This window comes from Salinibacterium sp. GXW1014, assembly GCF_044769865.1.
In the GTDB taxonomy this organism is placed as follows: Bacteria; Actinomycetota; Actinomycetes; order Actinomycetales; family Microbacteriaceae; genus Homoserinimonas.
This window is the reverse complement of sequence record NZ_JBIZWA010000002.1, coordinates 207569-221371: the sequence shown is the minus strand read 5'-3', so window position 1 is coordinate 221371 and position 13803 is coordinate 207569. Positions and strand designations below refer to the sequence as shown.

General features: G+C 67.9%; 12 protein-coding genes. 6 read left to right on the top strand and 6 right to left on the bottom strand.

Going from position 1 to position 13803, the window contains the following annotated elements; translation table 11 throughout:
* Nucleotides 1-58 precede the first annotated feature (58 nt).
* The 3 genes from leuS to pabB form a co-directional block, all read right to left on the bottom strand.
* Complete coding sequence (gene leuS / locus ACIQK7_RS10835) at nucleotides 59-2614, bottom strand: leucine--tRNA ligase (RefSeq protein ID WP_403024587.1); 2556 nt, start codon at nucleotides 2612-2614, stop codon at nucleotides 59-61.
* A gap of 69 nt (nucleotides 2615-2683) precedes the next feature.
* Nucleotides 2684-3454 (bottom strand): SGNH/GDSL hydrolase family protein, encoded by a 771-nt coding sequence (locus tag ACIQK7_RS10830; RefSeq protein ID WP_403024584.1) that lies wholly within the window; start codon nucleotides 3452-3454, stop codon nucleotides 2684-2686.
* Entirely contained in the window at nucleotides 3451-4845 is a 1395-nt protein-coding gene (pabB, locus tag ACIQK7_RS10825) for an aminodeoxychorismate synthase component I (RefSeq protein ID WP_403024581.1), read from the bottom strand. Before pabB ends, ACIQK7_RS10830 begins: the two co-directional genes overlap by 4 nt.
* An 11-nt stretch (nucleotides 4846-4856) precedes the next feature.
* On the opposite strand from pabB, the gene ACIQK7_RS10820 reads away from it, so the two are divergent.
* Both ACIQK7_RS10820 and ACIQK7_RS10815 read left to right on the top strand, forming a co-directional pair.
* On the top strand, nucleotides 4857-5654 hold the full coding sequence (locus tag ACIQK7_RS10820; protein WP_403024578.1) for an aminotransferase class IV: 798 nt from the start codon (nucleotides 4857-4859) through the stop codon (nucleotides 5652-5654).
* Nucleotides 5651-6322, top strand: coding sequence for a DedA family protein (locus ACIQK7_RS10815; RefSeq protein WP_403024575.1), 672 nt, complete (start codon nucleotides 5651-5653; stop codon nucleotides 6320-6322). Before ACIQK7_RS10820 ends, ACIQK7_RS10815 begins: the two co-directional genes overlap by 4 nt.
* 26 nt (nucleotides 6323-6348) lie before the next feature.
* On the opposite strand, the gene ACIQK7_RS10810 is transcribed toward ACIQK7_RS10815, so the two are convergent.
* Nucleotides 6349-6993: a TetR/AcrR family transcriptional regulator gene (locus ACIQK7_RS10810; RefSeq protein WP_403024572.1), complete on the bottom strand. Its 645-nt coding sequence runs from the start codon at nucleotides 6991-6993 to the stop codon at nucleotides 6349-6351.
* 177 nt (nucleotides 6994-7170) lie between these two features.
* Here ACIQK7_RS10810 and ACIQK7_RS10805 point away from each other — a divergent pair, with 177 nt between their 5' ends.
* The 4 genes from ACIQK7_RS10805 to ACIQK7_RS10790 all read left to right on the top strand — a co-directional run bounded on the left by ACIQK7_RS10805 (nucleotide 7171) and on the right by ACIQK7_RS10790 (nucleotide 10704).
* Nucleotides 7171-8211 (top strand): App1 family protein, encoded by a 1041-nt coding sequence (locus tag ACIQK7_RS10805; RefSeq protein WP_403024569.1) that lies wholly within the window; start codon nucleotides 7171-7173, stop codon nucleotides 8209-8211.
* A gap of 105 nt (nucleotides 8212-8316) precedes the next feature.
* A complete protein-coding gene (locus ACIQK7_RS10800) occupies nucleotides 8317-9111 on the top strand; it encodes a siderophore-interacting protein (RefSeq protein ID WP_403024567.1) in 795 nt (264 codons plus the stop codon).
* Nucleotides 9112-9158: 47 nt separating this feature from the next.
* Entirely contained in the window at nucleotides 9159-10205 is a 1047-nt protein-coding gene (locus ACIQK7_RS10795) for an aromatic acid exporter family protein (protein ID WP_403024564.1), read from the top strand.
* A 124-nt stretch (nucleotides 10206-10329) separates the two neighbouring features.
* Nucleotides 10330-10704 carry a hypothetical protein gene (locus tag ACIQK7_RS10790; protein WP_403024563.1) on the top strand — a complete coding sequence of 125 codons (375 nt, stop codon included), beginning with the start codon at nucleotides 10330-10332 and terminating at the stop codon, nucleotides 10702-10704.
* A 9-nt stretch (nucleotides 10705-10713) separates the two neighbouring features.
* Here the strand turns inward: ACIQK7_RS10790 and ACIQK7_RS10785 are convergent, their stop codons facing one another.
* Nucleotides 10714-11193 carry a hypothetical protein gene (locus tag ACIQK7_RS10785; RefSeq protein ID WP_403024561.1) on the bottom strand — a complete coding sequence of 160 codons (480 nt, stop codon included), beginning with the start codon at nucleotides 11191-11193 and terminating at the stop codon, nucleotides 10714-10716.
* A 76-nt stretch (nucleotides 11194-11269) separates the two neighbouring features.
* Nucleotides 11270-13798, bottom strand: a complete 2529-nt coding sequence (locus ACIQK7_RS10780; RefSeq protein WP_403024559.1) for a DEAD/DEAH box helicase — start codon at nucleotides 13796-13798, stop codon at nucleotides 11270-11272.
* Nucleotides 13799-13803: the final 5 nt, after the last annotated feature.

The window sequence follows — 13803 nt, the reverse complement described above, 5'->3', positions numbered from 1 at the left end:
GCGACGGCGCGCGGGACGCCCTGTGAAGGCAGACCGCGGCCGCGTGCCGTGGAGGACGCTACTTCTTGGTCGTGATGCTCACGATCTTCGGTGCGCGCACGATCACGCGGTCCACCTCGCGGTCGCCAAGGGCCCGCACCGCGCCAGCCGACGCGAGCGCGAGTGACTCGAGCTCGGCGGGATCGATCGTGGGGCTGACCTCAAGCTTGTCGCGCACCTTGCCGTCCACCTGCACGACCGCCGTCACCGACTGCTCGACGAGCAGCACGGGGTCGGGTTTGCGCCAGCCGCAGTGGGCCACCGAACCCGTGTAGCCGAGCCGCTCCCACATGTCCTCCGCCGTGTAGGGAGCGAAGAGGCTGAGTCCGAGGGCGACCGTCTCGGTCGCCTCGCGAACGGCGGGGTCGGCCCCGCCGGCGCCGCCGTCGATCGCCTTCCGCGTCGCATTGACCAGCTCCATGAGTCGCGCGACGAGGACATTGAACTTGAAGGACTCTGTCAGGCCGGGAGCGTCGGCGAGGAAGCGGTGCGTGACGCGCCGCAGCGACTCGTCGCCCGACTTCCACTCGACATCAGGGGAGCTCGTCACGTCACCTGCGAGGCGCCATGCTCGCGCCAGGAACTTCGCCGAGCCGGCGGGCGAGACATCCGCCCAGTCGATGTCGTCCTCGGGCGGACCGGCGAAGGCCATCGTGAGGCGCACCGCGTCGACGCCGTGCTCCTCGAGCTGCTCGCTCAGCTGCACGATGTTGCCCTTGGACTTGCTCATCGCCGAGCCGTCCATGAGCACCATGCCCTGGTTGAGCAGCGCCGAGAAGGGCTCCGTGAACGTGACGTAGCCGAGGTCGTAGAGCACCTTGGTGATGAAGCGTGCGTAGAGCAGGTGGAGGATCGCGTGGGTCACGCCACCGACGTACTGGTCGACGGGTGCCCACTTCTCGGCCTCGGCCGGGTCGAAGGCCTGGCCGTCGTCCTTCGGGTTGAGGAAGCGCAGGAAGTACCAGGAGCTGTCGACGAAGGTGTCCATCGTGTCGGCGTCGCGACGCGCTGGCGATCCATCGATCGGATGCGGCACGTTGACCCAGTCCTCGGCCGCACCGAGCGGTGACGAGCCCTTGGGCTTGAGGTCGAGACCCTCGGAGGGTGGAAGCACGACGGGCAACTGGTCCTCGGGAACCGGCACCATCGAGCCGTCTTCCCCGTGGATGATCGGGATCGGCGTTCCCCAGTAGCGCTGACGCGAGATCAACCAGTCGCGCAGGCGGTAGTTGCGAGCCGAGCGTCCCGTGCCGGCGGCCTCGAGCTGCTCGATGACGCGCTTGATGGCGTTGGCTTTGCTCAAGCCGTCGAGCGGACCGGAGTTGATCATCCGCCCCTCGCCGCCGAGTGCCTCTCCCGTGGCGACCGGGTCGACAGGTGCGACATCGGGAAGCACCGGGTCGCCATGCTCGTCAGTCTCGATGACGGGGATCGCACCGGTCACGGGGGCGTTCGTGTCGACGACAACACGCACGGGCAGCCCGAATTTGAGGGCGAAGTCGAGGTCGCGCTGGTCGTGTGCGGGAACAGCCATGATGGCGCCCGTGCCGTAGTCCGAGAGCACGTAGTCGGCCGCCCAGATCGGCAGTCGCTCGCCATTGACTGGATTGATCGCGAAACGGTCGAGGAAGACGCCCGTTTTCTCGCGAGCGGCATCCTGCCGGTCAATCTCCGACTTCTTCTGCACCTCGGAGAGGTAGCCGGCGAACTGCTGTTTGACCGTCTCGTTCGAGCCCGCGACGAGCTCCGCAGCGAGGTCGGAATCCGGGGCGACGACCATGAAGGTCGCGCCATAGAGCGTGTCGGGGCGAGTCGTGAAGACGGAGACCTTCTCGCTCCTGCCCTCGATCTCGAAGTCGACCTCGGCGCCGATCGAGCGGCCGATCCAGTTGCGCTGCATCGCGATGACCTTCGACGGCCAGTTGCCCTCGAGCTGGTTCAGGTCATCGAGCAGGCGGTCGGCGTAGTCGGTGATCTTGAAGTACCACTGCGTGAGCTTCTTCTTCTCCGCCGCGGCGCCACAGCGTTCGCACGTGCCGTCGACGACCTGCTCGTTTGCAAGCACGGTCTGGTCCTGGGGACACCAGTTGACCCACGACGCCTTGCGGTAGGCGAGGCCCTTCTCGTACATCTTGAGGAACAGCCACTGGTTCCACTTGTAGTACTCGGGGTCGCTCGTGTGGATGACGCGGTCCCAGTCGAAGGACGCCGCGTAGAGCTTCATGCTGCGCTTCTGCTGGTCGATGTTCTGGTAGGTCCAGTCGCGGGGGTCGATGCCACGCTTGATCGCGGCATTCTCGGCCGGCAGGCCGAAGGAATCCCAGCCGATCGGATGCAGCACGTTGAAGCCCTGCTGCCTCCAGTAGCGGGCGATTACATCGCCGAGGGCGTATGCCTCCGCGTGGCCCATGTGGAGGTCGCCGGAGGGGTACGGGAACATGTCGAGCACGTACTTGCGCGGCTTGCTGTCGTCGCTCGAGGTGCGGAAGGGCTTGGTCTCCTCCCACACGGCCTGCCACTTCGCCTGGATGGAGTGGAAGTCGTACTCGGTGCCGTCATCGTGCTGCTGGGCCACAGGTGCTCTCTATTCGTTGCGTGATTCGGTGCAGACCTCCCAGATTAGCGAACTGGGCGCGCCGCTGAGCTACCCCTCGTCTGGCGCGACCGGCCGAAGCTGCGGCCAGCGGGGTGCGAGCCCGTCGCCCGAGGAGCGCCCGGTGAGCCGGCGCCCGACCCACGGGCCGAGATACTCGCGTGCCCACGCGGCATCCGCGCGCGCCGCGTCCAGCCGGCTGCGCGTGGGGAGCGGCTCGAGTGATTCCGGCTCCAGCATGTGGTCCTCGCGAAGACGGGCCATGACACGCTTCGCCATGTTGATGTGGCCCCTTGTCGACATGTGAAGCCGGTCGACATCCCACATGCGCGGGTCGTTGTACTCGTCGAAGCGCCAGTAGTCGACGATGTGCGCACCGCGCTCGTCGGCGATCTCTCGGAGCAGTTCGTTGTAGATGGCCGTGCGCGGCCGGGTCTTGCGGAAGAACGCCGATTTCGCCGTGTCGAACCCCGTGAACAGCACAACCTCTGCGCCCGCGTCCCGGATGCGCGCCACCGCGTCGTCATACACGGCCATGAGCGCATCGATATCGACGGAGGGGCGCAGGATGTCGTTACCGCCCGCATAGATCGTGACCAGCGTCGGCGCCATCTCGATCGCAGGTTCAACCTGCTCCTCCACGACCTGGAGCAGCTTGCGCCCGCGGATCGCGAGGTTGGCATAGCTCGTGTCGGCATCCGTCGCCGCGAGGAGTGCGGCGAAGCAATCTGCCCAGCCCCTGACGCCGTTTGGCAGGGTCGGGTCGGGGTCGCCGACGCCCTCCGTGAATGAGTCGCCCAGTGCCACGTATCGAATTGTCACGCCAACACCCTACGGTGTCGCTCGCTGACCGAAGTCTCCGACTGCCCATCGCGTTCGAGCAGCACCCTCAGGAGCGCAGCCGCCTTGAGCTTGACCTCCGCGAGTTCCTCATGCGGGACGGAGAGCGCCGTGATGCCACCCCCCGCGCCGACCGTCGCCCCTGCCCCGTCGATCACGATCGTGCGGATGACCATCGCGAGGTCGAGACGGCCATCGAAACCGAGATACCCGAACGACCCCGCATAGATGCCACGCGGGCGGCCCTCGAGGCGGGCGAGGATGCGCACGGCCTCGAGCTTGGGGGCGCCAGTCATCGAGCCGGCGGGAAAGCATGCCTCGATGGCGTCGATCGCGGAGAGGCCGGCGCGAAGTCGGCCACGCACCGTGCTCACGAGCTGGTGCACATGAGGATAGCTCTCGACGCGAAGGAGCGAGGGCACCGCGACCGTTCCGAGCTCGCAGACACGAGCCAGGTCGTTGCGCATGAGGTCGACGATCATGAGGTTCTCGGCCTGCTCCTTGTCGCTCGCCCGGAGTTCGCGCGCGAGGTCGCGGTCGGCCTCGGGCGTGTAACCCCGCGGCCGCGTGCCCTTGATGGGCTGGGTCTCAACGGTTCCCTCGACGGGGTCCACCGCGAGGAACTGCTCGGGTGAGGCACTCAGCAGGGCGGTGTCGCCGAAGCGCAGGAGTCCACCATGGTGGGCGGGGCTCGACCGCCGGAGCGCGAGGTAGGCGGCCACCGCATCCGTCGCGCCCTCGACCCGCGCCGAGGTCGTGAGGCACAGTTGGTAGGCATCGCCCTGCCTGATGGCGTGCTGGCACTCCGCGATCATGCGGAGGTACTGCTCGTCGTCGTGCGCCCATACGACCGGCCCGTCGTACGGCGCTACCGGGGGGGCGGTCGGCGGATGCGCGGCGGCGCCACGGAGGGCCCGGCAGGTCGATTCCCGCCACGCCTCGAGCTCACCGCTCCACTCCTCGCCGAGGGCGAGCAGCGTCACCGTGCGGGCCGCGTGATCGAAGACGAGCGCTCGATCGACGCGCAGCATGGCCGCATCCGGATGCTGGCTCGCGGGCCCGAACGACTCCCCCATTGTGTGGGCGCTGTAGTCGTAGCCGATCCAGCCGACCCAGCCGAGACGGAAGCCACGGCAACTGGAAACCTCGACGTCGGCGTGCGCGGCGGACTCCCGCCGGAGGGCGTGCAGCAGCGGCTCACCTGGCCGAGGAGAGACCCGGGCGGATGCGCGCCCCATGGCACTCACACCGTCGCTCGCCGTCGGGCCGCAGTCGAGCCAGAAGGAGTGCTCATCCTGCGAATGCAGCGTGAGGTATGCGCTTTCAGGGTCCAGCCACAGCCCCAGTGGAGCTTCAAGAACCCGTCGACCCATACGCTAACAATATGAGTGCTCACGCGATCCTGCGGTGGACCGGAACCGGACTCGACGCTGCCATGCAGGGCGAGGCCGATGACGGAGACATCCTCGTCGCCGACTCGTGGCTCGTTACGGATGGCACCGCCCTCGCGATCGCCCTGCACCGGGACCGCTTCCTCGCGACCGCGAGCGGGCTTGCTCGGGATGCAGAGGCGTTCTGGGATGCGGCGATTGCGGCCATCCCCCGCACGGGCGAATGGTTCCCCCGGGTCGAGCTGCGTCGCGCGGGTGGTCGCATCGAGGCCTTCCTGCGCGTGCGCCCGGCCCCCGAACGACGCCTCAGCACGACGCTGTTGACGCACGAGGGCGAGGATCCCCGCGACCTCCCCCGCATCAAGGGTCCCTCGCTCGAGGTGCTCGAGGCCCTGCGAGCACGGGCTCGCAACAGGGGCGCGGATGACATCGTGATCGTCGACCCGCTCGGTCACGTCGCCGAGACGGCGTCGTCTGCGCTCGCCTGGTGGCGTGGCGACATCCTCTGTCTTCCCGCCCAGGAACTGGATCGTGTCGACAGCGTGACGGCGCGCGCCCTCCTCGCGCTCGCGACCGCCACGGGCACGCAGCTCTCGTGGGAGACGACGACACCCGAAGAGCTCGACGGCCTTGAGGTCTGGACCCTGAACGCCCTGCATGGAGCGCGCATCGTCACGGAGTGGGTGGATGGGCCCGCGACCGCGGAGAAGCCCGGAAGGCTCGGCGCATGGCGTGCCCGGCTCGAGACCCTGCGTCGCCCGCTTCCGGAAATGACGGTGGCCCCCGCGTGAACGAGGTACTCACCTGGCTCCTCGACCTCGTGCAGTCGGTCGATCCCGTGCTGCGCACGATCCTCGCGGGGGTGGGCATCCTTCTCGAGACCTCGGTGCTCGTAGGCCTGATCGTGCCGGGCGACTCGATCGTGATTGTCGCGTCGACCGCCATCGGCTCCATCGTCGAGTACGTCGCGATGCTCGTCGCGGTGGTGCTCGGAGCCCTCGGCGGCGAGAGCATCGGTTTCATGCTTGGCCGCTATTTCGGCCCGCGCATCCGTGCCAGCAGACTTGGTCGGCGCATCGGCGAGAAACAGTGGGTGCGCGCCGAGAACTACACCGACAGGCGCGCGGGCGTCGCGGTCTTCATCTCGCGCTTCCTGCCCGTGCTGCATTCCCTCGTACCGCTGACGGCGGGCATGAGCTCCATGCGCTACCGCACCTTCATGGCCTGGACCGTGCCGGCCTGCCTACTCTGGGCCGCAGGGTATGTGACGGTCGGATGGCTCGCGGCAGGGTCATACCGCGAACTGGCCGACCAACTGCACTACGCCGGATACATCTTCGTGGCCGTCATCGTCGCATTCCTGCTGCTCGTCGTGCTCGCCAAGTACCTGCTCGGACGGGCTGAGGCGCGCTACATGCAGCGTGCGGGTGACGGCAACGCGACGACGATCGACGACTGACGGACAACGACTGACGCGAGCGGCGATCAAGATGCGAAGGCGCTCGCCAGGTAGGAGTGCACGAGGGACCGTCCCTCAGCGATGATGCGCTCGTCGCCCGCCGAGTCGAAGGCGAAGGCACGCGCGAGCAGCGAGTCGACGAGCTGCACGGCCACCTCGACACGCAGCGAGAGATCGTCGCCCGTCACGTCGAAGCGGTCAGAGAACACCTCCGCGAGGACGGATGCGACGACCGCGTTGTGCGTGCGGTCCTCCTCGCGCGGGCGCACGTCGATCACGTCGCCGAAGCGGATCGAACGGAAGCCCGGCTTCGTCGCGAAGGAGCGCACTGCCGTGTCGATCACGGCGTCCACGGCCGACTGCCACGAGGTCACCGATTCCGCCTGGAGCGCGCTCGACACCTCCTCGATGAAGTCGTTGAGGAAACGCACGCTGAGGCTCTGCAGCACGGCGATGCGGTCGGGAAAGTAGCGGTAGACCGTGCCGATGGAGGCGCCCGCGCGCTCGGCAACCATGGCCGTCGTGAGGCGCTCGTATCCGATCTCGTCGATGACCTCGGCCGCGGAGTCCAGCAGACGCGTCAGTCGAGCGGCACTGCGGGCCTGGACAGGCTCATTTCGAAGGGCAGCCGCGGTGCCGTGCAGGGTCGCGTCCAGATCGGAATTGGGCAAGGCGGGGGCTCCTCTTTTAACGAATGTTCAGCTTGTAATCCTACGCCCCGCCCCCGTAGCGGGGGCGCGGGTCGGGCGCGGGCGCCAGCATGTCAAGGCAAACTTTCAGATTGCGTGGGGGGCGGCAACACCGGGCATCCGCTCATCGATGTGCCGCGCGCATGCCAGACTGGAGCAATGGCGAAGTCCCACAGCGCGTCGGATCGCGGCAGTGAGGTCTCGCCGATTCCACATTTCGCCTCACGGCTCGAAGACGCACTCCACGACTTCCGCGAACGCAGCGCCCGCCGCCGGGGACACCAGCCCACCGTGATCCCCTACGCCGGCTACGGGTCGACCGACTGGATCCGCGTGCTCGGCCGCGTGCTGCTCTCGAAGCCCGGCACCGCCACCAGGTACAAGAAGATCCGCGGATGGCGCAGCTTCACGAGCGTGCCCCTCAACGACGTCGGCGTCACGATCCGAATCGGTGACGAGGAGCATCCCGTCCACGCCGACCGCGGTGGCGTGATCGACGCCGTCGTGGCCGTCCAACTCGAGCCCGGCTGGAACACCGTGCACATCCGCACGGAGGGCTCCGAAGAGGTTGAGGCACCCATCTTCGTCGTCGATCCCGCGGTGCGCTTCGGGCTCATCTCCGATGTCGACGACACCGTCATGGTGACGGCACTGCCGCGGCCCTTCCTCGCAGCTTGGAACACCTTCGTACTCGATGAGCACGCCCGCCGGCCCGTGCCCGGTATGGCGGTGCTCTACGAGCGGCTGCTGCACGATCATCCGGGCGCCCCCTGCTTCTACCTCTCGACGGGGGCGTGGAACGTCGCGCCGACCCTGAGTCGATTCCTGCTTCGCCACCTGTACCCGAGCGGCCCGCTCCTGCTCACGGACTGGGGACCGACGCACGACCGCTGGTTCCGCAGCGGACGGTTGCACAAGGAGGAGACGCTGCGCCGCCTCGCGAAGGAGTTCCCCGACATGCGCTGGCTGCTTGTGGGAGACGACGGGCAGCACGACCCGGAGATCTACGGCAGCTTCGCCGAGGACCACCCTGAGCAGGTACAGGCAATCGCCATCCGCCAGCTCTCGACCGGCGAGGCTGTGCTCGCGGGTGGTCGCAAGTCGGATGACGAACGTGCCGAAGCAACCGTGACCCCCTGGTACTACGCGCCCGATGGGGCCGGGCTCTCCGAGCAGCTGATCGGGCCCGACCCCCTCTGACCAGCCCATGGGCTAGCGTGGGATGCCGTATGCCCACGACGCCTCGTCGGGGACCCTGAAGCATGGAGAGCAATGATCGAACACCCGCCCGTTGAACGCCACCCCATGGCGATTCGAACACTGACGGTTGATTCTGTTGCCCGGCTCGGAGCTTCCTTCGTGCGAGTAACCCTCACTGGCGACGACCTGCGTGGCTTCACGAGCACGGGACCCGCCGACCACGTCAAGGTGTTCTTCCCCGACCCCGTGACGGGCGAACTCGCCGTGCCCACGATGACCGCGGAGGGCATGAAGCGTCCGGAACACGGCAACGTCATCGCCCGCGACTACACCCCGCGCACCTTCAGGCCCGCGACCGAGGACTCCCCCGCACAGCTCGAACTCGACTTCGTCATCCACGGCACGGATGCCCCAGCGAGCACGTGGGCGAGCTCGGCCGCGCCAGGCGACACGCTCGTCGTTGGGGGCCCCCGCGGATCACATCCGGCCCCGACGGGGATGACGCGCGTCATCCTCGGCGCCGACCTCAGCGCACTCCCCGCTGTGGCCCGATGGATCGAGATGCTGCCGGACGATGTGGAGATCTGCGCGTTCGTCGAGCTCGAGCATCCGTCGGACGCCGGATACCTCGACCCCGAACTGGTGCACCGCGCGAACGTCATCTGGCTCGATGGCGGGTCCGGGTCGCTCGAGCGCGCCATCCGTCGCCTCGGTGACATCGGCGACGACACCTACCTCTGGCTTGCGGGCGAAGCGGATGCCCTCGTGCCCGTGCGCCGCTACCTCCGCCGCGAGCTCGGCCTGCCCGCCAAACAGGTGAAGGTCGACGGCTACTGGCGTCGCGGTGAGCAGGGACGTGACCACCACGCGCCCATCGACCCAAGTGACCCTGAGGACTGACCCACAAGCCAACGCCGCGCACGCGCGCCCGGGCATACGGTGGTGACATGCCCCCGATCGCCGCTGTGAGAGCCGCCTCCCGCAGTCCCCTGCTGCAGGTGGTGAAGACCTCACTCGCCTCCGTGATCGCGTGGGTCGCGGCATGGCTCCTGCTCGACCAACCGCTGCCGATCTTCGCGACGATCGCGGCCCTGCTGGTGGTGCAGCCAAGCCTCAACCAGTCGCTCGCGAAGGGGATCGAGCGTAGTCTCGGCGTGCTCGTCGGCGTGCTCCTCGCCTACGGCGCGAGCCACCTGTTCGGCGAGTCGAGCTGGGGCGTGCTCGCGATCATCGTCGTCGCGCTCCTCCTCGCGTGGGCGTTGCGTCTGACCCCCGGTTCAGCGAACCAGATTCCCATCAGCGCCATGCTCGTGCTCGCGATCGGCGCCGGCAACACCGCCGACTACGCGCTCGAACGAATCATCGAGACCGTCATCGGCGTGATCGTGGCCCTCATCGTCAACTTCGCCATCGTGCCGCCCGTGCTGCGCGAGCCCTCGCGACGCGCGGTGCGGGAACTCGCCAATCGCATCGCCGACACGCTCGACGAGCTCTCGCAGGTGCTCACGCGGGGCACCGAGCGCGCTGAACTCCGGGAGGTCCTCTCTCGCGCCCGTCAGCTGCGCGCCCTTCAACGGGATGCAGCCGAACAGGTCACTCGCGCTGAGGAGAGCCTCCTGCTCAATCCTCGCCGCGGCATCCACCGCGATGAGATCGCCTGGGACGCGGAATTGCTGCGCCGGCTCAACGTGCTCGTGACGCGCGTGCTCGGCATGACGAGGGCCGTGCACGACCACTACGACGAGACACTCAGGGCGGAGCCCATGGTGCGGGCGATCGGCTCGGAACTCGACCGTGCCGCGCACGACCTGCGACTGCTCGCCGCGCCGCGCCGCGAACCGGATGCCGAACCATTGACGGCCGACCTTCCGGCGCTCACCGCCCCGCTCGCAATCGCAGTCCCGCACCCCGAACACTGGATCCTCATCGGGGCCCTCATGGAGGACCTTCGACGCGTGCGTGAAGAGATCATGGGCGGGCGCGACGACGTGTGACAGGCGCATCCATGCGGCCGCACCCGCCGGGGAACGCCCGCAGTGATTGACCAGCTCGGGGCCCGCTGCTAGCGTTCGAGCACTGCAACCCGAACGCAGTCCCTACCCGAAGGCCTTACCCGCCATGTCCGTGCGCACCCTCGCGCTCGTCTTGATCGAGCCTGCACTCGTCACGCACGACGAGACGACATTCGATGTCACCGGCCTCGTCAGCGTGCCGGTGCTCCTCGTCGTCGCCGCGGCCTGCGGCATCCTCATCGTGCTGGTGGTCGACGTGCTGCGTCTTCGGCGCGAATCGCGACTCACGGCCGTGCACACGATCGCGAGCGTCATGCTCGCAGCGGCCGTCGTCTCGCTCGCGGCGGTCTTTGCCGCCGGCATCGCGACGGTGCCAGCGGCGCGGGCCGACACGGGTGGGAACGCAATCACCCACGTCTCCCCCGACGCCGTGAACGACCCTCTCCTCGGCGTGCAGCTGCCGACCCTGCCCGGGGAGTGAGAGCGCCGGTCAGTCGTTCCGCCGGATCCAGGTGAGCGAGGCGAAGTCCTCGGGTGAGAGCCCAAGCTCGGCAGCCGTTGATGCGACGATCGTGCGCAGTTCGCCCAGTTCTGCACCCTCCCGCACCAGGATGTCGATCCCGTTCGCGAAGGCACGCGTGCGCCGGTTGCGCATGACAAGAATCGAACCCGTCTCGTCGACGCCGGCAGCCGACCAGCGGCGGGTCACGAGGGCATCAGCGCCCGAACCCCTCCACACGAACTCGTCACGGACCCAACGCGTCTTCCCCGCGAGGATGCGGGGTCGGCCGTCGAGGTTCGCGAATTCGATCGTCTCGGTCAGGCGCAGCGACGACATGCCAGCGACCCTGAAGGTGAAACGCGGCTCGCCGTGCCTGCCGTCGAGCCAGAACAGTTGGCTCGTCGCTCCGAGACCCCACGCGCCCGGGAGCACCTCTGCGAGGTGTTGCGGCGTGAGCGAAGTGGCCATTCCCCCACACTAACGACGCAGTCTGGGAGGCTTTCACCCCAGTCCGGGAGGGTTGTGCAAGAACGACCGGATGCGGTCAGAGACGATCCACGGCGGTCACGACGATGATCGCCTCACCCGCCTCATCCGAAGTATCGAGGTCGACGACAGCACTGATCCCCCAGTCGTGGTGCCCCTCCGGGTCGTCGAGGATCTGCCGCACGCGCCACTCCCCCGGCGCTCGCTCGACGAGCAGGAGTGCGCTGCTGCGAGCATCCGCACCCGTCAGGATCTGGTCGTGCTCCTGCCAGTAGGAATCAAGGGCGTCCCGCCAGCGCTCGGCCGTGAAGCCCGCCTGCGCGTCGAGTTCGCCCAGGTCGTCGTAGCGTTCGAGCGCCGCGAGCTGCACTCGCCGGAACAGGGCGTTGCGCACGAGCACCATGAAGGCCCGCTCGTTCGACGTCACGCCGCGCGGCGCCGGTGGCGTCACGGGTGCGTCGGAATGCCGCTCCGGATCGGGATGGCTCAGTTCCTCCCACTCGTCGAGAAGGCTCGAATCGACCTGGCGCACGAGTTCACCCAGCCACTCGATGAGGTCGCGCAGCTGCTCGGTCTTGAGCTCGTCGGGAATCGTCTGTCTGGCCGCCCGGTAGGCATCCGAGAGATAGCGGAGCAGGAGGCCCTCGCTTCGCGCGAGCGAATAGAAGCCGACGTACTCGTTGAACGTCATCGCGCGCTCGTACAGGTCCCTGACGACGGACTTCGGCTTGAGCTCGAAGTCGCCGACCCAGGGCTGCGAGGAACGGTAGGTCTCGAAGGCCTGCTGCAGCAGTTCTTCGAGCGGCTTGGGGTAGCTCACCTGCTCGAGCAGCTCCATGCGCTGCTCGTACTCGATGCCCTCCGCCTTCATGGCGGCAACGGCCTCGCCTCGCGCGCGCGACTCCTGCGCGGAGAGAACGGGCCGCGGGTCTTCAAGGATCGACTCGAGTACAGAGATGATGTCGAGCGCGAGCGTGTCCGACGGCGGCGCCGAGCCATCCTCTGGCGGGCTGATGAGGTCGAAGACTGCCAGCGCGAACGGCGAGAGGGGCTGGTTGAGGGCGAAGTTCGGTTGCAGGTCGACCGTGAGGCGGATCTGCCCGTCGACCTCCTCAACGACCCCTGCCGTGCGCAGCGTTCGGAAGATGGCCAGCGCCTGCCGCAACAGCGCGCGCTGTCGTGGACGCGGCTCGTGGTTGTCCTCGAGCAGGCGTCGCACCTCACCGAAGGGATCCTGCCCGCGTGCGATCACATTGAGCACCATGGAGTGGCTCACCGACATGGTCGAGGTGAGACGTTCCGGCTCAGCCGAGATGAGGCGCTCGAAGCTCGGTTCACCCCAGGACACGAAGCCCTCCGGCGCGCGCTTGCGCACGATCTTCTTGAGCTTCTTGGGGTCGTCCCCCGCCTTGGCCACGGCCTTGGCGTTCTCAGACTCGTGCTCGGGTGATTGCACGACAACGGTTCCCGCCGTGTCGAAGCCCGCACGGCCGGCCCGACCTGCGACCTGGTGGAATTCACGCGCCGAGAGCTGCCGCATCCGTGTACCGTCGTATTTGGTGAGGCCCGTCAACAGCACGGTGCGGATGGGCACGTTGATGCCCACGCCGAGCGTGTCGGTTCCGCAGATGACCTTGAGCAGGCCCTGCTGGGCGAGTTGCTCGACGAGACGGCGGTACTTGGGCAGCATGCCCGCGTGGTGCACGCCGATGCCCGCACGCACAAGGCGCGACAGCGTGCGGCCGAAGCCCGTCGTGAATCGGAAATCGCCGATCGCGTCGGCGATGCGATCGCGCTGTTCGCGGGTTGCAACACGGATGCTCGTGAGCGCCTGTGCCCGCTCGAGCGCCGCTGCCTGGGAGAAGTGGACGATGTAGATGGGCGCACGGTGGGTCTCGAGAAGTTCCTCCACCGTCTCGTGCACGGGGGTCGTGACGTACTCGTAGGAGAGCGGGACGGGCCGTTCGACGCCCGTCACCGTCGCGGTGCTGCGACCGGTGCGCCGGGAGAGGTCGTCGGCGAGCCAGGCGACGTCGCCCAACGTTGCCGACATGAGCACGAACTGCGCGTGCGGGAGGGTGAGCAGCGGCACCTGCCAAGCCCAGCCGCGTTCCGGGTCGGCGTAGAAGTGGAACTCATCCATGACGACGAGCCCGACCTCGGCCTGCTCGCCGTGTCGCAGTGCGACGTTCGCGAGGATCTCTGCCGTGCAACAGACGATGGGGGCATCCGCATTGACACTCGAATCACCCGTGACCATGCCGACGTTCTTTGCCCCGAAGATCTCGACGAGCGCGAAGAACTTCTCCGACACGAGCGCCTTGATGGGCGCCGTGTAGTAGCTGCGTCGCCCCGAGGCGAGGGCGGCCGCGTGCGCGGCAACCGCGACGAGGGACTTGCCCGTGCCGGTCGGCGTGCTCAGCACGACATTGGCGCCCGTGACGATCTCGAGCACCGCCTCCTCCTGTGCCGGGTAGAGCGTCAAGCCCCGCCCCGACGCCCACGCTTCAAAGGCGGTGTAGACCCCGTCGGGGTTGCCCCCGAGTCCTTCGACGGCGGCGGCGAGGTCCACGGGATGTGTCGGCATGATCT

What these genes read in the sequence shown, in the direction of transcription:
- pabB (WP_403024581.1), bottom strand. Translation starts at nt 4,845, where the DNA reads ATGGGTCGACGGGTTCTTGAAGCTCCACTGGGGCTGTGGCTGGACCCT.
- ACIQK7_RS10820 (WP_403024578.1), top strand. Translation starts at nt 4,857, where the DNA reads ATGAGTGCTCACGCGATCCTGCGGTGGACCGGAACCGGACTCGACGCT.
- ACIQK7_RS10805 (WP_403024569.1), top strand. Translation starts at nt 7,171, where the DNA reads ATGGCGAAGTCCCACAGCGCGTCGGATCGCGGCAGTGAGGTCTCGCCG.
- ACIQK7_RS10800 (WP_403024567.1), top strand. Translation starts at nt 8,317, where the DNA reads ATGGCGATTCGAACACTGACGGTTGATTCTGTTGCCCGGCTCGGAGCT.
- ACIQK7_RS10795 (WP_403024564.1), top strand. Translation starts at nt 9,159, where the DNA reads ATGCCCCCGATCGCCGCTGTGAGAGCCGCCTCCCGCAGTCCCCTGCTG.
- ACIQK7_RS10790 (WP_403024563.1), top strand. Translation starts at nt 10,330, where the DNA reads ATGTCCGTGCGCACCCTCGCGCTCGTCTTGATCGAGCCTGCACTCGTC.
- ACIQK7_RS10785 (WP_403024561.1), bottom strand. Translation starts at nt 11,193, where the DNA reads ATGGCCACTTCGCTCACGCCGCAACACCTCGCAGAGGTGCTCCCGGGC.
- ACIQK7_RS10780 (WP_403024559.1), bottom strand. Translation starts at nt 13,798, where the DNA reads ATGCCGACACATCCCGTGGACCTCGCCGCCGCCGTCGAAGGACTCGGG.